This is a genomic window from Streptomyces sp. NPDC020731 (genome assembly GCF_044334705.1).
Classification (GTDB): Bacteria; Actinomycetota; Actinomycetes; order Streptomycetales; family Streptomycetaceae; genus Streptomyces.
This window is the reverse complement of the sequence record NZ_JBIRTN010000009.1, coordinates 294,413-317,557: the sequence shown is the minus strand read 5'-3', so window position 1 is coordinate 317,557 and position 23,145 is coordinate 294,413. Positions and strand designations below refer to the sequence as shown.

General features: G+C 72.6%; 20 protein-coding genes. 12 read left to right on the top strand and 8 right to left on the bottom strand.

Annotated features, from left to right (window positions below):
- The 7 genes from serC to ACH4VX_RS16840 form a co-directional block, all read right to left on the bottom strand.
- On the bottom strand, window positions 1-1,119 hold the full coding sequence (serC, locus tag ACH4VX_RS16870; RefSeq protein WP_398368159.1) for a phosphoserine transaminase: 1,119 nt from the start codon (window positions 1,117-1,119) through the stop codon (window positions 1-3).
- 125 nt (window positions 1,120-1,244) lie between these two features.
- Window positions 1,245-2,495 carry a cytochrome P450 gene (locus tag ACH4VX_RS16865; protein WP_398368158.1) on the bottom strand — a complete coding sequence of 417 codons (1,251 nt, stop codon included), beginning with the start codon at window positions 2,493-2,495 and terminating at the stop codon, window positions 1,245-1,247.
- Window positions 2,492-3,727 carry a cytochrome P450 gene (locus tag ACH4VX_RS16860; protein WP_398368157.1) on the bottom strand — a complete coding sequence of 412 codons (1,236 nt, stop codon included), beginning with the start codon at window positions 3,725-3,727 and terminating at the stop codon, window positions 2,492-2,494. Before ACH4VX_RS16860 ends, ACH4VX_RS16865 begins: the two co-directional genes overlap by 4 nt.
- Window positions 3,724-4,341: a GTP-binding protein gene (locus ACH4VX_RS16855; protein WP_398368156.1), complete on the bottom strand. Its 618-nt coding sequence runs from the start codon at window positions 4,339-4,341 to the stop codon at window positions 3,724-3,726. Before ACH4VX_RS16855 ends, ACH4VX_RS16860 begins: the two co-directional genes overlap by 4 nt.
- Window positions 4,322-4,669 (bottom strand): DUF742 domain-containing protein, encoded by a 348-nt coding sequence (locus ACH4VX_RS16850; protein ID WP_398368155.1) that lies wholly within the window; start codon window positions 4,667-4,669, stop codon window positions 4,322-4,324. Before ACH4VX_RS16850 ends, ACH4VX_RS16855 begins: the two co-directional genes overlap by 20 nt.
- Entirely contained in the window at window positions 4,666-5,073 is a 408-nt protein-coding gene (locus ACH4VX_RS16845) for a roadblock/LC7 domain-containing protein (RefSeq protein ID WP_398368154.1), read from the bottom strand. Before ACH4VX_RS16845 ends, ACH4VX_RS16850 begins: the two co-directional genes overlap by 4 nt.
- Window positions 5,070-7,220 carry an ATP-binding protein gene (locus ACH4VX_RS16840; RefSeq protein ID WP_398368153.1) on the bottom strand — a complete coding sequence of 717 codons (2,151 nt, stop codon included), beginning with the start codon at window positions 7,218-7,220 and terminating at the stop codon, window positions 5,070-5,072. Before ACH4VX_RS16840 ends, ACH4VX_RS16845 begins: the two co-directional genes overlap by 4 nt.
- Before the next feature lie 301 nt (window positions 7,221-7,521).
- Between ACH4VX_RS16840 and ACH4VX_RS16835 the strand changes: the two genes are divergently transcribed.
- Window positions 7,522-10,386, top strand: a complete 2,865-nt coding sequence (locus ACH4VX_RS16835) for an FAD-binding and (Fe-S)-binding domain-containing protein (RefSeq protein WP_398368152.1) — start codon at window positions 7,522-7,524, stop codon at window positions 10,384-10,386.
- 65 nt (window positions 10,387-10,451) lie between these two features.
- Here ACH4VX_RS16835 and ACH4VX_RS16830 read toward each other — a convergent pair whose 3' ends face one another.
- The gene (locus tag ACH4VX_RS16830; RefSeq protein ID WP_398368151.1) at window positions 10,452-10,904 is read right to left on the bottom strand and encodes an NUDIX hydrolase; all 453 of its coding nucleotides are present in this window, start codon (window positions 10,902-10,904) and stop codon (window positions 10,452-10,454) included.
- A gap of 258 nt (window positions 10,905-11,162) precedes the next feature.
- On the opposite strand from ACH4VX_RS16830, the gene ACH4VX_RS16825 reads away from it, so the two are divergent.
- From ACH4VX_RS16825 to ACH4VX_RS16775, 11 genes are all read left to right on the top strand, one after another.
- Window positions 11,163-12,122, top strand: a complete 960-nt coding sequence (locus tag ACH4VX_RS16825; RefSeq protein WP_398368150.1) for an EamA family transporter — start codon at window positions 11,163-11,165, stop codon at window positions 12,120-12,122.
- 113 nt (window positions 12,123-12,235) lie between these two features.
- A complete protein-coding gene (locus tag ACH4VX_RS16820) occupies window positions 12,236-12,598 on the top strand; it encodes a DUF6247 family protein (RefSeq protein WP_398368149.1) in 363 nt (120 codons plus the stop codon).
- A 17-nt stretch (window positions 12,599-12,615) separates the two neighbouring features.
- Window positions 12,616-12,855, top strand: a complete 240-nt coding sequence (locus ACH4VX_RS16815) for a hypothetical protein (protein WP_398368148.1) — start codon at window positions 12,616-12,618, stop codon at window positions 12,853-12,855.
- 161 nt (window positions 12,856-13,016) lie between these two features.
- On the top strand, window positions 13,017-13,814 hold the full coding sequence (locus ACH4VX_RS16810; protein WP_398368147.1) for a TIGR03084 family metal-binding protein: 798 nt from the start codon (window positions 13,017-13,019) through the stop codon (window positions 13,812-13,814).
- On the top strand, window positions 13,811-15,520 hold the full coding sequence (locus ACH4VX_RS16805; RefSeq protein WP_398368146.1) for an acyclic terpene utilization AtuA family protein: 1,710 nt from the start codon (window positions 13,811-13,813) through the stop codon (window positions 15,518-15,520). Before ACH4VX_RS16810 ends, ACH4VX_RS16805 begins: the two co-directional genes overlap by 4 nt.
- Window positions 15,517-17,115, top strand: coding sequence for an acyl-CoA carboxylase subunit beta (locus tag ACH4VX_RS16800; protein ID WP_398368145.1), 1,599 nt, complete (start codon window positions 15,517-15,519; stop codon window positions 17,113-17,115). The genes ACH4VX_RS16805 and ACH4VX_RS16800 overlap by 4 nt, the downstream gene beginning before the upstream one ends.
- 5 nt (window positions 17,116-17,120) lie before the next feature.
- Window positions 17,121-18,962, top strand: a complete 1,842-nt coding sequence (locus ACH4VX_RS16795) for a biotin carboxylase N-terminal domain-containing protein (RefSeq protein WP_398368144.1) — start codon at window positions 17,121-17,123, stop codon at window positions 18,960-18,962.
- Window positions 18,963-19,043: 81 nt separating this feature from the next.
- Window positions 19,044-20,201 (top strand): acyl-CoA dehydrogenase family protein, encoded by a 1,158-nt coding sequence (locus tag ACH4VX_RS16790; protein ID WP_398368143.1) that lies wholly within the window; start codon window positions 19,044-19,046, stop codon window positions 20,199-20,201.
- Between the two features lie 26 nt (window positions 20,202-20,227).
- Window positions 20,228-21,811, top strand: coding sequence for a 4-coumarate--CoA ligase family protein (locus tag ACH4VX_RS16785; RefSeq protein WP_398368142.1), 1,584 nt, complete (start codon window positions 20,228-20,230; stop codon window positions 21,809-21,811).
- A complete protein-coding gene (locus ACH4VX_RS16780; protein WP_398368141.1) occupies window positions 21,808-22,542 on the top strand; it encodes an enoyl-CoA hydratase family protein in 735 nt (244 codons plus the stop codon). The genes ACH4VX_RS16785 and ACH4VX_RS16780 overlap by 4 nt, the downstream gene beginning before the upstream one ends.
- Window positions 22,530-23,144: a TetR/AcrR family transcriptional regulator gene (locus ACH4VX_RS16775; RefSeq protein WP_398368140.1), complete on the top strand. Its 615-nt coding sequence runs from the start codon at window positions 22,530-22,532 to the stop codon at window positions 23,142-23,144. Before ACH4VX_RS16780 ends, ACH4VX_RS16775 begins: the two co-directional genes overlap by 13 nt.
- Window position 23,145: the final 1 nt, after the last annotated feature.

Genomic DNA, 23,145 nt, shown 5'->3' with positions numbered 1-23,145 from the left:
TCAGAGCTGCTCGATCACGTAGTCGACGCACTTCGTCAGGGCCTCGACGTCCGCCGGGTCGATCGCCGGGAACATCGCGACGCGGAGCTGGTTGCGGCCGAGCTTGCGGTAGGGCTCGGTGTCGACGATGCCGTTGGCGCGCAGGGCCTTGGCGACGGCGGCGGCGTCGATCTCGTCCGTGAAGTCGATCGTGCCGATGACCTGGGAGCGCTTGGCCGGGTCGGTGACGAACGGGGTGGCGTACTTGGACTCGTCCGCCCAGCCGTACAGGCGGGTCGAGGAGTCCTTCGTGCGGGCCGTGGACCAGGCGAGGCCGCCCTGGCCGTTGATCCACTCCAGCTGGTCGTTCAGCAGGAAGAGGGTGGCCAGTGCCGGGGTGTTGTACGTCTGGTTCTTGCGGGAGTTGTCGATCGCCGTGGGGAGGGAGAAGAACTCCGGGACGTGGCGGCCGCTCGCGTGGACACGTTCGGCGCGCTCGATCGCGGCGGGGGAGAACACGCCGATCCACAGGCCGCCGTCGGAGGCGAAGGACTTCTGCGGGGCGAAGTAGTAGACGTCCGTCTCGGCGATGTCGACCGGGAGGCCGCCCGCGCCGGAGGTGGCGTCCACCAGGACCAGGGAGCCCTCGTCGGCGCCGGCCACCCGCCGGATCGGCATGGCGACACCGGTGGAGGTCTCGTTGTGGGTGAACGCGTACACGTCCACACCCGCCTCGGCGGCGGCCTCCGGGTGCGTGCCCGGGTCGGCGGAGACGACGGTGGGCTCGGCGAGCCACGGGGCGAGCTTGGCGGCCTTGGCGAACTTGGAGCTGAACTCGCCGAAGGTGAGGTGCTGCGACTTGTTCTCGATCAGGCCGTGGGTCGCGACGTCCCAGAACGCGGTGGAGCCGCCGTTGCCGAGGACGACCTCGTAGCCGTCGGGGAGCTGGAACAGCTCACGGATGCCCTCGCGCACCTTGCCGACCAGGTTCTTCACCGGGGCCTGGCGGTGGGAGGTGCCGAGCAGGGACGTGCCGGTCGCGGCCAGGGCGTCCAGCGCCTCTGTCCGTACCTTGGAGGGGCCCGCACCGAAACGACCGTCGGCGGGCTTGATGTCAGCAGGAATCCGGATCTCAGCCACGACCGGAGCCTAGCGGCTGAGGGAAACCCGGGCGAAACATCGTCCGTCCGCTGAGACGGGTGGCGGACGGCAAGGGGACGGGTGGCGGACGGACCGGGGGGAGGTCCGTCCACCACCCGCGTCGCTCACCCGCCGAGCTTCACCGGAAGCTCGAACAGGTCGTTCTGGGTGACCACCGGCTTGTTGCGCAGCTCGTCCGCCGGGACCGCCAGGTCCAGCTCCGGGAAACGGGCGTACAGGGCCGGGAGGGCCACGCCGGCCTCCAGGCGGGACAGCGCGGCGCCGGGGCACACGTGCGGGCCGTGGCCGAAGGAGATGTGCCGGTTGGTGATGTCGCGGGTGATGTCGAAGACGCCGGCCGACGGACCGTGCGCCTGCTCGTCGCGGCCGATCGCGGCGTACGACACGATCAGCGCGTCACCGGCCGGCAGGACCTTGTCGCCCACCGGTATGTCCTCCGTCGCGAACCGGATCAGCACGTGGGACGTCGGAGTGGCGTACCGCAGCGTCTCCTCGACCACCGCCGACCAGTCGACCTTGCCGGACAGCACCATTTCCCGCTGCTCGGGGTGGAGGGAGAGGTTGACCACCGCGTTGACGATGAGGGAGATCGTCGTCTCGTGGCCGGCCGCGACCATCAGCTGGAGCGTGGCGACGATCTCCTGGTCGGTGAGACGGTCGCCGTCCTCCGACGCCTGGATCAGCGCGGACGTCAGATCGTCGCCCGGGTTCTCCCGCTTGTACGCGACCGTCTCCGCCATGATCCCGGCCAGCTCGGTCAGCGTCGCGATGACCTCCTCCGGCGGGGTCTGCGTCGAGAAGAACTTCTCGAACAGCTCCTTCAGCCGCGGCAGCCGCTCCTCCGCAAGACCCATCAGGTCGGCGATGACGTACATCGGCAGCGGGTAGGCGAACGCCGCCTTCAGGTCGAGCGTGTCGCCGGACCGGTCGGCCACCTGGTCCAGCAGGCCGTCGGTCAGCTCCGTGATCCGCTCCCGCATCCGCTCCACCCGGCGGGGGGTGAGCGCCTGCGCGACCAGGGTGCGCAGCCGGCGGTGGTCGGCGCCGTCCACGGTGAGCATGGAGCGGGGCGGGTTGGCCAGCCCGATCAGCGGCCAGTCGGGGGCGATCTCGCCGCGCTGCCAGGCGGTCCAGACGTTGATGTCCTTCACCAGACGCGGGTCGGTGAGCAGCCTCTTCGCCTCGGCGTGGTGGGTGACCGCCCACACCGGTACGTCACCCGGCAGCGTCACGGCGGCCAGCGGCCCGGCGGCCCGCAGCGCGGCGCTCTCCCCGTCCAGGTCGGAGACGAAGGGATCGAGGGGGATGCGGGTCTGTTCGATGTCCGTCGTCGTCGTGTCCGTACCAGCCGTCATGCGAGCGAGCCTCCAAGGGCGGGAGTGGGTGTGAACGTGACCGGGAGTTCGGACAGCCCGCGCAACCACGGCGACGGGCGGCGGGTCAGGTTCGCGGCCGGCACCGCGAGGTCGATGTCGGGCAGCCGGTCCAGTACGACCTCGATGCCGGTCCGGGCGATCACCTCGGCGATCTCCTGTGCCGGGAACGGGCAGCGGTGCTCCCCGTGACCGAAGGAGAAGTGCGCGCTGTTGCCGCCGGTCAGCGCCGAGCCGTCGGTCCGCACCTGCGGGTCGGAGTTGGCGCCCTGCAGGCCGAGGAGCAGCATGTCGCCGGCGCGGACGCGGCGACCGCCGAGCTGGGTGTCGCGGGACGCCCAGCGGGCGGCGATGACCTGGGAGGGCGTGTCCTCCCACAGCACCTCGTTCATCGCCTCGGCGATGCTGTTGCGGCCCCCGAAGAGGGAGGCGGCGAACCGGGCGTCGGTGAGCATCAGATGCAGGGAGTTGCCGATCCAGTCGGCGGTCGGCTGGTGTCCGGCCGCCAGCATCACCATCATGTCCTGGACGATCTCCTCCTCGGTGAAGCCCGAGGTGTCGGCGAGCATCCGGGACGCGACGTCCTCGGCGGGCGCGCTCTTGCGGGTGGCCACCAGCTCCGTCATCGACGTGAACAGGTGGGTCTGGCCCGCGAGGGCCCGCTCCCGCCCGTCGATCATGTCGTTGAGAGCGGTGACCAGGGCCGGCCCCTCCTCGTCGGAGAAGCCGAAGAGCCGGGCCAGCACCCGCACCGGCAGCAGCATCGCGAACTCGCCGATGATGTCGGCGGTGCCCTTGGGGCAGATGCCGTCGATCAGCTCGTCCGCGAACTTCTCGGCGTAACCGCGCAGTTCGAACGGGTCGACCGCCTCCAGCGCGTTCACCAGCATCCCGGCCCGCTCGCGGTGCCGCTCGCCGACGGTGTACAGGATCGACGGCTGCTTACGGCCGATCATCGGCAGCAGCGGCCAGTCGTCGGGGATGTTCTCCCACTGGTTCCACAGGTCGGAGTCGCGGCTGAACAGCACCGGGTCGCCGGTGATCTGGTGCAGCTCGCGGTAGCCGAGCACCAGCCACGCCGGGGCGTCCCCGTCCAGCAGCACCGGGACGACGCTGCCGTGCTCGCGTCGCATCTCCCGGTACACGCGGGCCGGGTCGTCCTGGAGCAGGGCCCCGCTGAAGCGGACGGTGTTGGGGGCGGAGGCGGGACTCACACCAGCTCCTGACGAGGGGCTCGGGCCGGGTCGGCGTACAGGGACTGGATGTGCTCCACCAGCGTGATCAGCACGATCTTGCTGGACTCCCGGGACCGCGCGTCGCAGTTGACCAGCGGCACGTGCGGATCGAGGTCGAGGGCCTCGCGGATCTGCTGGGGAGTGAACGTGGCGCCGCCGAAGTCGTTGCACGCCACGATGAACGGCGTGCCGTGCTTCTCCAGCCGGTCGATGGCGTACCAGGAGTCGTCGATGCGCCGGGTGTCGACCAGCACGACCGCGCCGAGCGTGCCGGAGAACAGCCGGTCCCACAGGAACCAGAAGCGTTCCTGGCCGGGGGCGCCGAACACGTACAGCACATTGTGCGAGTCGAGGGTGATGCGGCCGAAGTCGAAGGCGACGGTGGTCGCGGTCTTGCCGCTCACCCCGCTGGTGTCGTCGACGGCCTCCCCGGCCTGGGTCATCGTCTCCTCGGTGTTGAGGGGACGGATTTCGCTGACCGAGCGGACCATCGTCGTCTTGCCGGCGCCGAAGCCGCCCACGACCACGATCTTCAGGCCGTTGTCGGCCGACGCGCCCAACGGCGTGCGCGTCTCAGAGGTTGCGGAGTCCAACGAGCACCTGCTCCAGGATGTCGGGGTCGGGTACGGCGGCCTTGCGGGGGTGACGGGCGCTGACCCGGCCCGCCGCCTGTAGGTCGGAGAGCAGGATCCGGGTGATGCTCACGGGCAGCTTCAGCTCGGCCGCGATCTCCACGACCGCCGTGGGGCGGTCGGTCAACCGCAGGATCGCCGCGTGCTCGGACTGCATGCCGGGCACCGGATCGCACTCGGCGACGACCAGGGTCACCAGGTCGAAGGGGTTGTCGGGACCGGACCGGCTGCGCCCTCCGGTGAGGGTGTAGAGCCGGTCCGGGGAGTCGTCCCTGCCGGGCCTGCTCATGAGGTGCGCGGCTGCGCGGTCAGGTGTTCGCCGAGCTGCTCCACGAGCTCGCTCATGTTGTGACCGATGAGCCCGGCGTCCGCGTCCTCGGTGGTGACGACGGCCAGGTGCGCGCCCTCGCCGGCCTCCACGATGAACAGCACGCCACCGTAGAACTCGGTCATCGCCGAGCGCACGCCGCCGCTGCCGTCGCCGAACTCGACGGAGGCGCCGTGCGACAGCGACTGGATGCCGGCGGCGATCGCGGCGAGCTGGTCGGCCTGGTCGGTGGACAGCTCCGGGGTGCGGCACAGTTTCAGGCCGTCACGGGAGAGCACGAGCGCGTGCCGCGCGCCCGGCGTGCGCTCCAGCAGGCCCTCTATCAGCCAGGTGAGCTTCTCGTCGGCGGTCGTCGTGCCGGTCATGAGGTGGTGTCGCCTTCCGGGGTCGCGGGGGTGGGCTGTGTTTCGGGGGTCGCATCGGCGGTGGTGCCGGTGTCCGGGTCGGCCGTGTCGTCCGGGGTGGGAGGGCGGACGGCCTGGCGGAAGCTGCTGAAGCGTGCGGTGCGGGCCTTGGTCTCCTCGGCGGTCGGGGCGGGCCGGGGCGTGGTGTCACGGGTGCCCGGACGCGTGCGCTCCGCCTCGGCGAGGGTCCGGCCCCGGCGCCGGCGGGGCAGCACGAGCGGGGGTGCGTCGGAGTCCCGGTCCGGGGACTCGTGGGTCGGCACCGGGTCGGGGTCGAGGTCGGCGCCGGCGCGGGAGGCCGCGTAGGAGGGGGTGGGGCGGGTGCTCCCGGGGGTTGTCGTCCGGTCCGCCGCGGCGGTGCCGGTGCCGCCGTCGCCCCTGCTGTCGCCCGGGGCGCCGCCGCCGTGCGCGGTGACGTGGCTCGTCTCCGGTTCCGGCCGGTCGGTGGTGGAGGCCGGGCCGGTCTTCGGGCGGTCGCTCCGGCGCTGGGGCAGGACGTGCTCCGGCGTTTCGGTGAGGCCGGCCGGGGTGGCGGGGACGGACGGTGTGCCGGCCGGGGCGGCGCTGCGGGCCGTCGACGCGGTGCCCGTCGCCGGGGCGGCGGTGGCGGACGGAGCGGTGGCCGGTGTCGCCGTGCGGGCCGTCGGTGCGGCGGCGATGCCGGCCGTCGGGGTGCCCGCCGACGGGGCCGTGGGCCCGTCCGGCGGTACGAGGATGTCCTGCGGGACGAGTATCAGGACGCCCGTGCCGCCGCGGGCCGAGGGCCGGTAGGAGACCCGGAGCCCGTACCGCCGGGACAGCCTGCCGACCACGGCGAGGCCGAGCCGGGTGCCGGTGAGGCCCCCGAGTCCGGTGGACTCGCCGGAGACCGCGCGCTCGGCGCGACGCAGCTGCGCCTCGCCCATGACGAGCCCGCTGTCCTCGACGGACACGATGACCCCGGCCGGGACCTCCTCGACGTACACGTGGACCTCGGCGGTCGGCGGCGAGAAGTTCGCGGCGTTGTCGAGGAGTTCGGCGAGCGCGTGCATCACGCCCTCGGCGGCGTGCCCGGCGACCGCGATGTCGCTGGCGGAGTGGATCCTGACCCGCTGGTAGCCGCTGATCCGGCCCATGGCGCCGCGCAGGATCGACTCCATGGCGATGGGCCGGGCCCAGCGGCGGCCGGAGCGGGCACCGGTGAGGACGGCGACGGAGTCGGCGATCCTGCCCGCCTGCGCGGTGCGGTGGTCGAGGTGGAGCAGGTCGGCGAGGACCTCCTCGTCGTGGTGCTTCTCCTCCATCGCGCGCAGGTCGGCGAGCATGCCGGTGGAGAGGGCCTGCATGCGTCCGGCCGCGTTGGCGGTCGCGGACAGTGCGGCGGTCCGGGCGCCGTCGGCCTCGCGCAGTCGGGCGGTCAGCCGCGAGTTCTCCGCGGTGAGCCGGTCCCGCTCCGCCCTGAGCCGGTCCCGCTCCTCGGCCAGCCGGTCGCGCTCCTCCGCGTGGTCGCGGGCCGACCGGGCGGTGTGGGCGCCGTGTTCCTCGGTGATGAGGCGCAGTTTCTCGGCGTGCTCCTCGGCGATCCGCTTCAGCGCGGCGGTGTGGTCGTCCGTGAGCCGGGCCCGCTCGTCGGCGTGGTCACCGATGAGCCGGACCCGCTCGTCGGCGTGGTCCCGCGTCAAGCGGGCGGTGTCCGCGGCGTGCTGCTCGGTGAGGCGGTCGCGTTCGGCGGCCAGGGTCTTGGCGAGGTGGTTGCGCTCCTGGTCCAGTTCGGCGGACAACCGGGCCCGCTCGCGGGTGAGTTCGCCGGTCAGCCGCTCGTGCTGGCGGCGGGACTCCTCCGTCAGCCGGGCGCGTTCCTGGAGCAGCCGGCCGACGTCCTGGGTGACGGCGTCCAGCCGTGTCCGGGCGGCTCGCGCCGACAGGACGGCGTACGTGGCCACCGTGGCCGCCGCGCACAGCAGCACGGCGGCCACCGTGCCGGCCACGGCGAGAGCGGTGATCGCGTCGTCCGGCCCGAGGAAGACGGCGGCGAGGACCGCGATCGCGGCGACTGCCGCGGTGATCAGGGGAACGGGCAGCAGACTGCGGGGGGTGGGGCGGTCACCGGGGAGCAGGGGGGAGGTCATCAATCAGGGTCCTCGGTCGGGTCCTCGGTCGGGTCCGCGGGCGTGCGCCGTCATGCCTGCGCGGCCCCCGGGCGGGTTCCATGGCGATACCGGACCTGATTCGGGGGTCGCTTTTCGAACGAGGTCCGACAACTGCGCGCAACTCGCGGTCACTATATGAGAGTTCGTGATTGACTTGGGAAGATTCCGCTTCCATTTTCGGTAATGAACCCATCCCGTGCGGGTTCCGGGAAGGTCCGGGAGGCCACGGGACGCGTGCGCCGTCGCCCGTGCCCGGCCCTCGCGGAGGCATCCTGAGGGCATGACGGATCACCGGGAACTGTCGGCCGGGCTGCGGGCCGCCGTGCGCGGCGAGGTCGACTTCACCGCGACCGCACGGGCGCTGACCACGATGGACGCCTCCAACTACCGCCGGGTGCCGCTCGGCGTGATCGCCCCACGGGACGCCGACGACGTGGCGGCGGCGCTGTCGGTGTGCCGGACGTACGGCGTCCCCGTGGTGCCGCGCGGCGGCGGCACGTCGATCGCGGGGCAGGCGACCGGCACCGGTGTGGTGCTCGATTTCACACGGCACATGAACCGTCTGCTGTCCCTCGACCCGGAGGCGCGCACGGCCGTCGTCCAGCCCGGCCTCGTCCTCGACCGCCTCCAGGAGGCCGCAGCCCCCCACGGCCTGCGCTTCGGCCCCGACCCCGCCACCCACAGCCGCTGCACCCTCGGCGGCATGATCGGCAACAACTCCTGCGGCTCCCACTCGGTGGCCTGGGGTACGACGGCCGACAGCGTGCGGGAACTGTCGGTCGTCACCCCGCGCGGGGAGCGCCTGCGACCGGGACGGGCGTGGGCGGGCGCCCCGGCGGGACTGCGCGAGCTGGTCGACGGCGAACTGGCCCGTCTGCGCACGGGTTTCCCCGACCTCCCCCGCCGTATCTCCGGATACGCCGTGGACGCCCTGCTGCCCGAGAGGGGCGCCGATGTCGCCCGCTCCTTCTGCGGCTCGGAGGGCACGCTGGGCGTGCTCACGGAGGCGGTCGTGGATCTCGTACGGGCACCCCGCGCGCGTGCGCTCGCCGTGCTGGCGTACGTGGACGAGAGCGGGGCCGCGGAGGCGGCGGCGGGGCTCCTGGAGCACGGACCGCTGACGGTGGAGGGCATGGCGGCCGATCTCGTGCCGCCCGGCGCGGACCTCCCGCGCGGGGGCGCCTGGCTGTTCGTGGAGACCGGCGGGGACACGGAGGCGGAGGCACGCGCGCGTGCGGAGACGATCGCCCGCGCGGCGGACGTCCTGGACACGCTGGTGGTCACCGACCCGGCCCGGCAGCGCGCACTGTGGCGGATCCGGGAGGACGCGAGCGGTACGGCGACCCGGATGCCGGACGGCAGGGAGGCCTGGCCCGGCTGGGAGGACTGCGCGGTGCCGCCCGCCCGGCTCGGCGCGTACCTGCGCGACTTCCGGGCGCTCATGGTGGACCACGGGCTGCGCGGCACCCCGTACGGGCACTTCGGGGACGGCTGCATCCACGTACGCATCGACTTCGACCTGCTGACGGCGCCGGGCATCGCCCGCTTCCGGCGCTTCTCGGAGGAGCTGGCCGGCCTGGTCGTGGCGCACGGCGGCTCGCTCTCCGGGGAGCACGGCGACGGACAGGCACGCGCCGAGCTGCTGCCGCGCATGTACGGCGCGGAGACGGTCGCCCTCTTCGAACGCGTGAAGGCCGTCTGGGACCCGGACGACCTGCTCAACCCCGGCATGCTGGTCCGCCCGGCACCCCTGGACGCGAACCTCCGCTTCTCCGTCCTCCCGCGCGAACCGGTGGACGTCGCCTTCGGCTACCCCGCCGACGGCGGCGACTTCTCGGCGGCGGTGCGGCGCTGCGTGGGCGTCGCCAAGTGCCGTACGACGACGGTGTCCGGCCCTGCGGTGATGTGCCCTTCCTTCCGCGCGACGGGCGAGGAACAGCACTCCACGCGCGGGCGCGCACGCCTGCTGCACGAGATGCTCGCGGGCGAGCTGGTGACCGACGGCTGGCGCTCCACGGAGGTACGGGACGCGCTGGACCTGTGCCTGTCCTGCAAGGGCTGCCGCTCGGACTGCCCGGTCGAGGTCGACATGGCCACGTACAAGGCGGAGTTCCTGCACCACCACTACGAGGGCCGCCGCCGTCCGGCCGCGCACTACGCGATGGGGTGGCTGCCGGTGTGGCTGGGCTGGGTGGGGCGGACGAGGTCGGCGGGGGTGGTCAACGCTCTCGCCTCCGTAGGACCGTTCGCACGGGCGGCGAAACGGCTGGGCGGCATCGCGGGCGAGCGGGAGATCCCCCGGGTGGCGGGGGAGACGTTCACGCGGTGGTGGCGGGGGCGGCGAGCGCCCTCCGGTGGGGGGAAGCTGGTGGTCCTGTGGCCGGACACCTTCACCGAGCACCTGTCGCCGTCGGTGGGCCGGGCGGCCGTACGGGTACTGGAGGCGGCGGGTCTGCGGGTGGCGCTGCCTCCGACCCTACGGACGACCGGCAGGGTGGGCGACGCCCGCACCCGCTCGGCCCTGTCCCTGCTGACGGCCCGCAGGGGCCGGGTCTGCTGCGGCCTGACGTACATCTCCACGGGCCAGCTGGACCGCGCCCGTGCGGTCCTGCGTCACACCCTCGACCTCCTGGAACCGGTCCTGGACACGGACGCCCCGCTGGTCGTCCTGGAACCGAGCTGTGCGGCGGCCCTGCGCACGGACGCCCCGGAACTCCTCCACGACGACCCCCGCGCGGCGCTGCTCGCGGCACGGGTCCTGACCTTCGCGGAGGTGCTGGAGCAGCACGCCCCGGACTGGACCCCACCGTCCCTGGACCGCCCGGTCACCGGTCAGACGCACTGCCACCAGCACGCGGTCCTGGGGGAGGCGCCGGACCGCCGGCTGCGCGCGGCGGCGGGCCTCACCGGCGAACTGGCGGGCGGCTGCTGCGGTCTGGCGGGCAACTTCGGCTTCGAGGAGGGCCACTACGAGGTCTCCAGGGCCTGCGCGGAGGACCAGCTCCTGCCGTCGGTACGGGAAGCCCCGGAGGAGGCGGTCGTCCTGGCCGACGGCTTCTCCTGCCGTACACAGCTGGAGCAGCTGGCGGGCGTTCGGGGGCGGCACCTGGCGGAGGTGCTGGCGACCGCTCTGGAAAACACGTGAGCAGTCGCCGCCCTTCTGTCCTGGGTGCGCTCAATTGAGCCGTTACAGCCTGCCTCCCGGCGCCCTCAGGGAACCGTCTCGCCCCGCACCAGCGGGTGACACGCCGGCTGGACGCCCTCCGGGAGGTCGTCCGGGCGGCACCAGCGGGCCTCCAGGATCTCGAAGGGGTCGAGGCGCAGTTCGCCGCCGAGCAGGCGGGCCTCGTAGGCCACCTCCATGCGCGTGCGGAAACCGCTGTTCAGCATGACCAGGCGGCCCACCTCCACGTCGAGGTCGGTCTCCTCCTTGACCTCGCGCACCACGGTCGCCCGGAAGTCCTCGCCCTTGCGCGCGAAGCCGCTCGGCAGGCCCCACTGGCGGCCCGGCGGCCACATCCGGTGCCGGAGCAGCAGCACCCGCCCCTCGTCGTCGCGCACCACACCGGTCACGCCCACCACGAACTTGGCGTGCAGCAACCACATGATGCGGCTCTGAACCGGGCGCAGGAGGCGCCAGAGTCGGGCAATGAGTCGTCGCACGGGGCCTCGGATGATGGGAGCGGTGGCGGGTGTCAGCAGTGGAAACCGTATCTTTCCCGCGCTGTCCGAACGTGATGCGGTCCAAGAGCGACGGGTCCACGTGACGGACGGAGTTGACCGCGGCGGGGCGCGGATCGCATGGTCAGGTATGTAGCTGCTTCACGGTGCTGACTCGGTTTAATGTAGTGGACTGAGCAGTCCATCAGGATGCACAATCCCTACAGGCAAGTTCTCGTCCCCACGTCCCTGGAAGGCACCGTGACCACCTCCAGCGCCGCCACCCCGTCCACCGCAACCGGGACGGGGCAGCAGCACGGCCGTGCGCCCACACCGGCCGGCGTTCCGCGCGGGCGGGGCTCCCTGGGGCCGGTCGGGCTGGTCCTCGCCGGTGGGGTCTCCGTGCAGTTCGGCGGGGCGCTGGCGGTGACGCTGATGCCGCGGGCCGGTGCGCTCGGGGTCGTGACCCTGCGGTTGCTGGTGGCCGCGATCGTGCTGATGGTGCTGTGCCGGCCCCGGCTGCGCGGACACTCGCGCGCCGACTGGGGCACGGTGATCGTCTTCGGTGTCGCCATGGCGGCGATGAACGGCCTCTTCTACCAGTCCGTCGCCCGCATCCCGCTCGGCCCGGCGGTCACGCTGGAGGTCCTCGGCCCGCTCATCCTCTCCGTCCTGGCCTCCCGGCGTGCGGTCAACCTCGTGTGGGCCGGGCTGGCCCTCGCCGGTGTGTTCCTGCTCGGCGGTGGAGGCTTCAGCAGCCTCGACCCGCTGGGTGTGGTCTTCGCACTGGGCGCCGGCGCCATGTGGGCGGCGTACATCGTCTTCAGCGCACGTACGGGCCGCCGCTTTCCCCAGGCGGACGGGCTCGCCCTCGCCATGGCCGTGGCGGCCGTACTGTTCCTTCCCCTCGGGGTCGTGGAGTCCGGCACGAAGCTCCTCGACCCGACGGTCCTCGCCCTGGGCGCGGCGGTCGCGGTGCTGTCCTCCGTGCTCCCGTACACCCTGGAACTCCTCGCCCTGCGCCGCCTGCCCGCCTCCACCTTCGCGATCATGATGAGTTTGGAACCGGCCCTCGCGGCCACCGCGGGCTTCCTGATCCTCGACCAGGCCCTCTCCGCCGCCGAGGCCGCCGCCATCGCCCTGGTCATCGCGGCGAGCATGGGCGCGGTGCGGACGCAGGTGGGGCGGGGGAAGGTGAAGGGGGCGGAGGCCGTCTCCTGACGGTCGCCGGGCGTGGCGAGGTGTGTCAGGACTAGAGTCGCACTCGTCTCTCGAAGCAACCGGCCCCGTCGCGTGACCGGCCCGTCCCCAGAGGCACGAAGGGAACAGCGCCAATGAGCGTGCAGCACACCGAGACCGTCGGCGATCGCCCGCTGATTCCCCGCCCGGAGCGAACACCCGGCGCCCTGCGGGCTGCCTGCACGGTGGTCGCTCCCGGCCTGTTGGCGGCATACGACCAGGCGAAGGATCAGGCGCTCTCGGAGGCGGTGGAGCACGGTTCGCTCAAGCCGGTACACGCTTACCTCAGCCATTGGGCCGCTCTGATCGAGATCGAGCGACACCCGGTTACGGCCAGGGAGTACCACCGCGCGGAGTACCTCGCCCGGATCGCCACCACAGCGGATGAGGCCCAGAGGCATCTCAGGACAGCGAGCTCCCTCTATCGCCAGGCTGCCGAGGCGGTGCGCGCGGAGTGACCTGGCGTTGGGAGTACGTGCCCGACCACGAGACGGTTGCAGGCGGAGCTCCGGACGGCTTCCTCGCAGAGGTGGCGAGGGCGGCCGATGAACTGGTCAGGGCGGCTGAGGTGCTTCACCTTCACGGACCCGGGTACCAGGGCGCCGACGAGGGTGCCAAGCACGCGTTCGTCGCCGGTGGCTTTTTCGTGTACATGATTACGCCGCGCTCGGAGCTCGTCACCATTTGGCAAGTGACACCGGATCCACTCTCCTGAGAGTCCGGCGAAGAACGGGGCGGCCGCTCAGGCGATCGGAGTCCCGGGAACAGTGCTCGCAAAAATCCATGCAAGCGTGCTTGCTTGTTTCCGGCTCCGCTGCCATGCTCCACGCAACCGCGCCGCACACCGCCGTGCCGGTGTCCCGAGGGGAGCGCCTCGTGTCCGATCCGACGCCCGTGATCGACGACCTGCGTGAGGAGAGCGAGGAGGTCGACCGGCTCGTGGCCGGGCTGAGCCCCGGGCAATGGGCGCTGCAGACGCCCGCCGCCGGCTGGACCCTGGCCCACCAGATCGCCCACCTCGCCTGGACCGACCACTCGTCGCTGCTCGCGGTCACCGACGCGGACGGGTTCCGGACGCTGGTGGAAGGGGCCCTGGCCGCCCCGCAGACCTTCGTCGACGACGGTGCCGAGGAGTACGCCCGGGCCGAGCCCGCCGAGCTGCTCGCGCGGTGGCGGGAGGGGCGCGCGGCGCTGGAGAAGGCGCTGCGGGAGGCGCCGGCCGGGGCGCGGTTCCCGTGGTACGGGCCGCCCATGTCGGCCGCCTCCATGGCCACCGCCCGCCTCATGGAGACCTGGGCTCATGGACTCGACATCGCCGACGCGATCGGTGTGACGCGGCCACCCAGTGACCGGCTGAGGCATGTGGCCTGGCTCGGGGTGCGGACCCGGGACTTCGCGTACGGGGCGCATGGGCTCACCCCGCCCGCCGAGCCCTTCCGCGTCGAGCTCGTCGGGTCGGGGGGTGAGGTATGGGCGTACGGTCCCGAGGACGCGTCCCAGCGGGTCACCGGGCCCGCGCTCGACTTCTGCCTTCTCGTCACCCAGCGCGCCCACCGCGCGGACCTCGCCCTCACCGCCGACGGCCCCGACGCCGACCGCTGGCTGGACATCGCCCAGGCCTTCGCCGGACCGCCCGGCGGCGGACGGGAGCCGAAGGGGGACACCGCGCGGTGACCGCGAAGTCGACGGCAACGGAAGCGACCCTGCGCATCGGGAACTTCTCCGGCTTCTACGGCGACCGCTTCGACGCCCTGCGCGAGATGCTCACCGGCGGCGAGGTCGACGTCCTCACCGGCGACTACCTCGCCGAGCTGACCATGCTCATCCTCGCCCGCGACCGGCTGAAGGATCCGACGGCCGGATACGCCCGGACCTTCCTGCGGCAGCTGGAGGAGACCCTCGGGCTCGCCCACGAGCGGGGCGTCAGGATCGTCACCAACGCGGGCGGGCTGAACCCGGCGGGGCTCGCCGACGCCGTGCGCGCCCTCGCCGGCCGGCTCGGCGTCCCCGTACGGGTCGCCCACGTCGAGGGCGACGACCTCACCGCGCGGTACCCAGGCAGCCTCGCCGCCCACGCCTACCTCGGCGGATCCGGGATCGCGGAATGCCTCCGCGCGGGTGCCGACGTGGTCGTCACCGGGCGGGTCACCGACGCGGCCCTCGTCACCGGTCCCGCCGCCGCCCACTTCGGCTGGGCGGCGACGGACCACGACCGGCTCGCGGGGGCCGTCGTCGCCGGGCACCTCCTGGAGTGCGGGACGCAGGCCACCGGCGGGAACTACGCCTTCTTCGGCGAGCGCGAACCCCGTGACCTCCGGCGTCCCGGATTCCCCCTCGCCGAGATCCACGCCGACGGCAGCAGCGTCATCACCAAGCACCCCGGCACCGGCGGCTTCGTCGACGTGGGGACCGTCACCGCGCAGCTGCTCTACGAGACGGGCGGCGCCCGGTACGCCGGGCCCGATGTCACCGCGCGGCTGGACACCGTACGGCTCACCCAGGACGGGCCCGACCGGGTGCGCGTCGAAGGCGCCCGAGGAGAAGCCCCTCCGCCCACGCTCAAGGTCGGGCTCAACCGGCTGGGCGGGTTCCGCAACGAGGTCGTGTTCGTGCTCACCGGGCTCGACATCGAGGCCAAGGCCGACCTCGTGAAGGAGCAGATGGGCGACGCGCTCGCCAAGTCGCCGCCCGCCGAGGTGCGCTGGGAGCTGGCACGCACCGACCGGTCCGACGCGGGCACCGAGGAGACCGCCGGCGCGCTGCTGCGGCTCGTCGTACGCGATCCCCGGCAGGAGGCGGTCGGGCGGGTGCTGAGCGGGGCCGCCATCGAGCTGGCGCTGGCGAGCTACCCCGGGTTCCATGTCATGGCACCACCGGGGAAGGGCTCCCCGTACGGGGTCTTCGAGGATGTGTACGTCCCCCATGGCGACGTCGGCCATGTGGCCGTCCTCCATGACGGACGCCGTATCACCGTGGACGCGCCGCACGACACCGCCGTACTCGACGACATCCCCGAACCGGAGCTGCCCGAGCCCTTGGCGGCCGGACCCGCTCGTCGCGCCCCCCTCGGCCTCCTCGCCGGTGCCCGCAGCGGCGACAAGGGCGGGAACGCCAACGTCGGCGTCTGGGTCCGCTCCGACGAGGCCTGGCGGTGGCTCGCGCACGAGCTGTCCGTCGAGCGGTTCCGGGAGCTGATCCCCGAGGCCCGCGACCTGCCCGTCACCCGGCACGTCCTGCCCCGCCTGCGCGCCCTGAACTTCCTCGTCGAAGGCATCCTCGGCGAGGGCGTCGCCGCGCAGGCCCGTTTCGATCCGCAGGCCAAGGCGCTCGGCGAATGGCTGCGCTCCCGGCACCTCGACATCCCGGAGGCCCTCCTGTGACGGTCCTCGAATCGGCCCTGAACACGACCGACCCGGAGTACCGGGCGCACCGCGACGCCATGCTCGCCAAGCTCGCCGAGCTCGAAGCCGAACATGCCAAGGCCCTCGCGGGCGGCGGCGACAAGTACGTCGAACGGCACCGTACGCGCGGCAAGCTGCTCGCCCGCGAGCGCGTCGAACTGCTCCTCGACCCCGACACGCCCTTCCTGGAGCTCTCCCCGCTGGCCGCCTGGGGCAGCGACTACACCGTCGGCGCCTCCCTCGTCACCGGCATCGGGGTCGTCGAGGGCGTGGAGTGCCTGATCACCGCCAACGATCCGACCGTGCGCGGCGGCGCCAGCAACCCCTGGAGCCTGAAGAAGGCCCTGCGCGCCAACGACATCGCGCTCGCCAACCGGCTCCCGGTGATCAGTCTCGTCGAGTCCGGCGGCGCCGACCTGCCGTCCCAGAAGGAGATCTTCATCCCGGGCGGAGCCATCTTCCGGGACCTCACCCGGCTGTCCGCAGCCGGCATCCCCACCGTCGCCGTCGTCTTCGGCAACTCCACCGCCGGGGGCGCGTACGTCCCCGGCATGTCCGACCACGTGATCATGGTCAAGGAGCGGGCGAAGGTGTTCCTCGGCGGGCCGCCGCTGGTGAAGATGGCCACCGGGGAGGAGAGCGACGACGAGTCCCTGGGCGGCGCCGAGATGCACGCGCGCGTGTCGGGCCTCGCCGACCACTTCGCCGTCGACGAACCGGACGCCCTCCGCCAGGCCCGCCGGGTCGTCGCCCGCCTCAACCACCGCAAGGCGCACGCCGACCCGGGACCGGCGGCGCCCCCCAAGTACGACGAGGACGAACTCCTCGGCATCGTCCCGGGCGATCTGAAGATCCCCTTCGATCCGCGCGAGGTCATCGCGCGGATCGTCGACTCCTCCGACTTCGACGAGTTCAAACCGCTCTACGGCACCAGCCTCACCACCGGCTGGGCCGCCCTCCACGGTCATCCCGTCGGCATCCTCGCCAACGCCCGGGGGGTCCTCTTCAGCGAGGAGTCCCAGAAGGCCGCCCAGTTCATCCAGCTCGCCAACCAGCGCGACATCCCCCTGCTCTTCCTGCACAACACCACCGGCTACATGGTCGGCAAGGAGTACGAGCAGGGCGGCATCATCAAGCACGGCGCCATGATGATCAACGCGGTCAGCAACTCGAAGGTCCCCCACCTCTCCGTCCTCATGGGCGCCTCCTACGGTGCCGGGCACTACGGCATGTGCGGCCGCGCCTACGACCCGCGCTTCCTCTTCGCCTGGCCCAGCGCCAAGTCCGCCGTCATGGGCCCGCAGCAGCTCGCCGGCGTGCTGTCGATCGTCGCGCGGCAGTCGGCGGCGGCGAAGGGACGGCCGTACGACGACGAGGCGGACGCGGCGCTGCGCGCCATGGTGGAGCAGCAGATCGAGTCCGAGTCGCTGCCCATGTTCCTGTCCGGGCGGCTGTACGACGACGGTGTCATCGACCCGCGCGACACCCGCACCGTTCTCGGCCTGTGCCTTTCGGCCATCCACACCACGCCCTACGAGGGCGCGCGCGGTGGCTTCGGCGTCTTCCGGATGTGAGGGCCATGATTACTTCCGTACTGGTGGCGAACCGCGGCGAGATCGCCTGCCGTATCGTCCGCACCTGCCGTGAGCTGGGCATCCGCACGGTCGCCGTGCACTCGGACGCCGACGAGGACGCGCTCCACGCGCGCGTGGCGGACGCGGCGGTACGCCTCCCGGGAGCGGCGCCCGCGGACACCTATCTGCGCGGTGACCTGATCGTGAAGGCCGCCCTCGCGGCCGGCGCGGACGCCGTGCACCCCGGCTACGGCTTCCTCTCCGAGAACGCCGGCTTCGCGCGGGCCGTACGGGACGCGGGTCTGGTGTGGATCGGACCGTCTCCGGAGGCGATCGAGGCGATGGCGTCCAAGACGCGCGCCAAGGAGCTGATGGGCATCGAGCCCCTGCGCGAGGTCACCGAGACCGATCTGCCGGTGCTGGTGAAGGCGGCGGCGGGCGGCGGCGGGCGCGGCATGCGCGTCGTACGGCGGCTCGTGGACCTGGACGGCGAACTGTCCGCCGCCCGCGCGGAGGCCGCGAGCGCCTTCGGCGACGGCGAGGTGTTCGTCGAGCCCTATGTGGAGGGCGGACGGCACGTCGAGGTGCAGGTGCTCGCCGACACCCACGGCACGGTGTGGGCGCTCGGCACCCGCGACTGCTCGCTCCAGCGCCGTCACCAGAAGGTGATCGAGGAGGCCCCGGCACCCGGGCTGCCCGCGCGGCTCACCGAGGAGCTCCACGCCCTCGCCGTACGCGCCGCGCGTGCCGTCTCCTACGTCGGGGCCGGCACGGTGGAGTTCCTCGTCGCCGACGGCCGGGCGCACTTCCTGGAGATGAACACCCGTCTCCAGGTGGAACACCCGGTGACGGAGGCCGTGGCCGGTGTCGATCTCGTCGCCGAGCAGATCCGCGTCGCCGAGGGGCACGCCCTGGACCACGACCCCCCACGCGCGCACGGTCACGCCGTGGAGGCCCGCCTCTACGCCGAGGACCCCGCCCACGACTGGACCCCGCAGACCGGCCGGCTGCACCGCCTCGCCGTCCCCGACGGCGTGCGCCTGGACACCGGCTACACGGACGGCGACGACATCGGCGTCCACTACGACCCGATGCTCGCCAAGGTCGTCGCCCACGCGCCCACCCGCGCGGAGGCGATCCGCAAGCTCGCCTCGGCACTGGACCGCGCGGTGATCCACGGCCCCGTCACCAACCGGGACCTCCTCGTCCGCTCCCTGCGGCACGAGGAGTTCGTAGAAGCCCGTATGGACACCGGCTTCTACGACCGCCACCTGCCCGAGCTGACCACCCCCGTCGCCGACCCCTGTGCCCCGCTCGCCGCCGCCCTCGCCGACGCCCACGGCCGCTCCCGCTTCGGCGGCTGGCGCAACGTGGCCTCGCAGCCGCAGACCAAGCGGTACGCCATGGGGGGCGAGGAACACGAGGTCCGCTACCGGTACACGCGCGAGGGCCTGACAGCCGACGGGGTGCGGGTCGTCCGGGCCGACGCGGGGCTCGTGATCCTGGACGTGGACGGTGTGCGGCGCCGTTACGAGGTGAGCCGCTACGGCGACCGCGTGTACGTCGGCGCCACCGCCCTCACCGCCCTGCCCCGCTTCCCCGACCCCGCCACCCAGCACGCCCCCGGCTCCCTCCTGGCCCCCATGCCGGGCACGGTCGTCCGCATCGCGGAGGGTCTGACCGAGGGAGCCGCCGTGGAAGCCGGACAGCCCCTCCTGTGGCTGGAGGCCATGAAGATGCAGCACAGGATCACGGCCCCGGCGACAGGGACCGTGAGCGCCCTCCACGCCACCCCGGGACAGCAGGTGGAGGTCGGCATGTTGCTGGCAGTGGTGCAGCCGGCTTAGGGGCGCGGGGAACCGCGCGAGCGACCACGACAGACCCGCGCCCTCCACACGACGCGAAGCCCCTCCCCCTTAGGAGCGCTCATGCCCGTGATCGAATCAGAAGAGCACAAGGCCCTCCGCACGGCCGTAGCCGCCCTGGGCAGCAAGTACGGCCGCGCCTACCTCACCCGCACCGTCGCCGAAGGCAACCCGCCACAGGAACTGTGGTCGGAAGCCGCCAAGCTCGGCTACCTGGGCGTCAACCTGCCGGAGGCATACGGCGGTGGGGGCGGCGGCATCTCCGAACTCTCCATCGTCCTGGAAGAACTCGGCGCGGCGGGCTGCCCGTTGCTCCTCATGGTGGTCTCCCCGGCCATCTGCGGCACGGTGATCGCCCGTTTCGGCACCGAGAACCAGAAACAGGAGTGGCTCCCGGCCCTCGCCGACGGCTCCCGCACCATGGCCTTCGGCATCACCGAACCCGACGCCGGCTCCAACAGCCACCGCATCACCACGACGGCACGCAGGGACGGTGCCGACTGGCTGCTCACCGGCCGCAAGGTGTTCGTCTCCGGGGTCGACATCGCCGACGCCACCCTCATCGTCGGCCGTACCGAGGACGCCCGCACCGGAAGCCTCAAGCCCTGCCTGTTCATCGTCCCGCGCGACACACCCGGATTCGAGCGCCACAAGATCGACATGGAACTCGACGCCGCCGAGAAGCAGTTCGAGCTGGTCCTCGACGACGTACGGCTGCCCGCCGACGCGCTCATCGGCGACGAGGACGCCGGGCTGCTCCAGCTCTTCGCCGGTCTCAACCCCGAGCGGATCATGACGGCCGCCTTCGGGATCGGCATGGGCCGCTACGCGCTGGCCCGCGCCGTCGAGTACGCGCGTGAGCGCACCGTCTGGAAGGCTCCCATCGGCTCCCACCAGGCGATCGCCCACCCCCTCGCCCAGGCGCACATCGAACTCGAACTCGCGCGCCTGATGATGCAGAAGGCCGCCCACCTCTACGACGCCGGTGACGACATCGGCGCGGGCGAGGCCGCCAACATGGCCAAGTACGCGGCCGCCGAGGCCTGCGTGAAGGCCGTCGACCAGGCCGTGCACACCCTCGGAGGCAACGGCCTCACGCGCGAGTACGGGCTCGCCTCGCTGATAACGGCCGCGCGCGTGTCTCGTATTGCCCCGGTGAGCCGGGAGATGATTCTCAACTACGTCTCCCACCAGACCCTGGGCCTTCCCAAGTCGTACTAGGCCCCGCCTGCCGTTCTGGAGGAACCATGTTCCGAAGCGAGTACGCAGACGTTCCGCCCGTAGAACTCCCCATCCACGAAGCGGTGCTCGCCCGGGCCGCCGAGTTCGGGAGCACCCCGGCACTGATCGACGGCACCGACGGCACCACCCTCACGTACGAGCAGGTGGACCGCTTCCACCGGCGGGTCGCCGCCGCCCTCGCCGAGGCGGGTGTGCGCAAGGGGGACGTGCTCGCCCTGCACAGCCCCAACACGATCGCCTTCCCCACCGCGTTCTACGCGGCCACCCGCGCGGGTGCCTCCGTCACCACCGTGCACCCGCTGGCGACCGCCGAGGAGTTCGGCAAGCAGCTGAAGGACTGCGCGGCCCGCTGGATCGTCACCGTCTCGCCGTTGCTGGACACCGCGCGGAGGGCCGCCGAGCTGGCCGGCGGGATCGAGGAGATCTTCGTCTGCGACAGCGCGCCCGGACACCGCTCCCTGATCGACATGCTGGCCTCCACCGCGCCCGAGCCGGTGGTCGACATCGACCCGGCCGAGGACGTCGCCGCCCTGCCGTACTCCTCCGGCACCACCGGCCTCCCCAAGGGCGTGATGCTCACCCACCGCCAGATCGCCACCAACCTCGCGCAGCTCCAGCCGCTGATCACGGTGGGCCCCGGTGACCGCATCCTCGCCGTGCTCCCGTTCTTCCACATCTACGGGCTGACGGCCCTGATGAACGCCCCCCTGCGCCAGGGCGCCACCGTCGTCGTGCTCCCGCGCTTCGACCTGGAGACATTCCTCGCGGCCATCCAGAACCACCGCATCACCGGCCTGTACGTGGCCCCGCCGATCGTCCTGGCCCTCGCCAAGCACCCCCTGGTCGACCGGTACGACCTGTCGTCCCTGAAGCACGTCGTCAGCGCCGCCGCGCCCCTGGACGCGAGCCTCGCCGCCGCCTGTTCGCAGCGGCTCGGGCTGCCGCCCGTCGGCCAGGCGTACGGCATGACGGAACTGTCGCCGGGCACCCACGTCGTCCCCCTGGACGCCATGGGCGACGCGCCTCCCGGCACCGTCGGCAAGCTGATCGCCGGCACCGAGATGCGCATCGTCTCCCTCGACGACCCCGGCAAGGACCTCGGCCCCGGCGAGTCCGGCGAGATCCTCATCCGTGGCCCGCAGGTCATGAAGGGCTACCTCGGACGCCCCGACGCCACCGCCGCGATGATCGACGAGGACGGCTGGCTGCACACCGGCGACGTCGGCCACGTCGACGGTGGGGGAGGCTGGCTCTTCGTCGTCGACCGCGTGAAGGAACTCATCAAGTACAAGGGGTTCCAGGTCGCCCCCGCCGAACTCGAGGCGCTGCTCCTCACCCACCCCGGTGTCGCCGACGTCGCCGTCATCGGCGTCTACGACGAGGACGGCAACGAGGTCCCGCACGCCTACGTCGTCCGTCAGCCGTCCGCGCCGGAGCTGTCCGGGGGCGAGGTCATGATGTACGTCGCCGAGCGTGTCGCCCCGTACAAGAGGGTCCGGCACGTCACCTTCATCGACGGCGTCCCGCGCGCCGCCTCCGGAAAGATCCTGCGCCGTGAACTCCGCGCGGCGCACAAGGAGCCCTCGTGACCCTGATCGGCCACGCGCGTGCGCGGGGCGTCGAGACGCTCTCCCTCGACGCCCCGGAGCGCCGCAACGCCCTGTCCGCCGCCCTCGTCGGCGACCTGACCGGCGCGCTGAGCGACGCCGGCCAGGACGGTGACGTCCGCGCGGTGGTCCTCACCCACACCGGCAACACCTTCAGCGCGGGCGCGGACCTGCGCGACCCGCCCGCCCCCGAGGCGCTGGTGGGCCTGCTGCGGGGGATCGTCGAGCTGCCGAAACCGGTCCTCGCGCGGGTCACCGGGCACGTCCGCGCGGGCGGCCTCGGCCTGCTCGCGGCCTGCGACATCGCCGTCGCCTCCCGCGCGGCGACGTTCGCCTTCACCGAGGTCCGTATCGGGGTCGCCCCCGCAGTGATCTCGCTGCCGCTGCTGCCCCGCACCGACCCGCGCGCCCTGGCCCGCTACTACCTCACCGGCGAACGCCTCGACACCGCCGAAGCCACCCGCATCGGCCTGCTCACCGCCGCCGGTGACGACGTGGACGAGGTCCTCGCGCCGATCCTCGACGGGCTGCGCAGATCCGCCCCCGAAGCCCTGACCGAGACGAAACGGCTGCTCACGGCTAGGGTGCTGGAGACCTTCGACCGGGACGCGGCCGCCCTGACCGCGCTCTCGGCGCGCCTCTTCGCCTCCGCCCACGCGCGCGAGGGAATGACGGCCTTCCTCGAACGACGGGATCCGGAATGGGTGGTGTGAGCACGGCCGACCGTGCGGAACGAGTCCCCAAGCAGGACCGCAGCCGGGCCACCCGGCAGCGGCTCCTGGAGGCCGCCGTGGCCTGCCTCGCGGAACACGGCTGGGCGGGTTCCACGGTCTCCGTCGTCGCCGAACGCGCCGGCGTCTCCCGGGGGGCCGCCCAGCACCACTTCCCGACCCGTGAGGACCTCTTCACGGCCGCCGTCGAGTACGTCGCCGAGGAGCGCTCCACCGCCCTGCGCGCCCTCTTCCCGGAGGGCGCCGCGGCCGGCGACCGCCGCGCGGTGATCGCGGCGCTGGTCGACCTCTACACCGGACCCGTCTTCCGCGCGGCGCTCCACCTGTGGGTCGCCGCCTCCAACGAGGAACAGCTGCGCCCGCGCGTGACCGAGCTGGAGCTGCGCGTCGGCCGCGAGTCCCACCGCACCGCCGTCGAACTCCTCGGCGCCGACGAGTCACGCCCCGGCGTCCGCGAAACCGTCCAGGGCCTCCTCGACATGGCCCGCGGCCTGGGCCTCGCCAACCTCCTCAGCGACGACGGGGCCCGCCGGGAGCGGGTGGTGGGGCAGTGGGCGATGCTGCTGGACGAGGCGCTGGACTGAC

What these genes read in the sequence shown, in the direction of transcription:
- ACH4VX_RS16865 (WP_398368158.1), bottom strand. Translation starts at nt 2,495, where the DNA reads ATGACGGCTGGTACGGACACGACGACGACGGACATCGAACAGACCCGC.
- ACH4VX_RS16850 (WP_398368155.1), bottom strand. Translation starts at nt 4,669, where the DNA reads ATGAGCAGGCCCGGCAGGGACGACTCCCCGGACCGGCTCTACACCCTC.
- ACH4VX_RS16845 (WP_398368154.1), bottom strand. Translation starts at nt 5,073, where the DNA reads ATGACCGGCACGACGACCGCCGACGAGAAGCTCACCTGGCTGATAGAG.
- ACH4VX_RS16840 (WP_398368153.1), bottom strand. Translation starts at nt 7,220, where the DNA reads ATGACCTCCCCCCTGCTCCCCGGTGACCGCCCCACCCCCCGCAGTCTG.
- ACH4VX_RS16835 (WP_398368152.1), top strand. Translation starts at nt 7,522, where the DNA reads ATGACGGATCACCGGGAACTGTCGGCCGGGCTGCGGGCCGCCGTGCGC.
- ACH4VX_RS16820 (WP_398368149.1), top strand. Translation starts at nt 12,236, where the DNA reads ATGAGCGTGCAGCACACCGAGACCGTCGGCGATCGCCCGCTGATTCCC.
- ACH4VX_RS16795 (WP_398368144.1), top strand. Translation starts at nt 17,121, where the DNA reads ATGATTACTTCCGTACTGGTGGCGAACCGCGGCGAGATCGCCTGCCGT.
- ACH4VX_RS16790 (WP_398368143.1), top strand. Translation starts at nt 19,044, where the DNA reads ATGCCCGTGATCGAATCAGAAGAGCACAAGGCCCTCCGCACGGCCGTA.
- ACH4VX_RS16785 (WP_398368142.1), top strand. Translation starts at nt 20,228, where the DNA reads ATGTTCCGAAGCGAGTACGCAGACGTTCCGCCCGTAGAACTCCCCATC.
- ACH4VX_RS16775 (WP_398368140.1), top strand. Translation starts at nt 22,530, where the DNA reads ATGGGTGGTGTGAGCACGGCCGACCGTGCGGAACGAGTCCCCAAGCAG.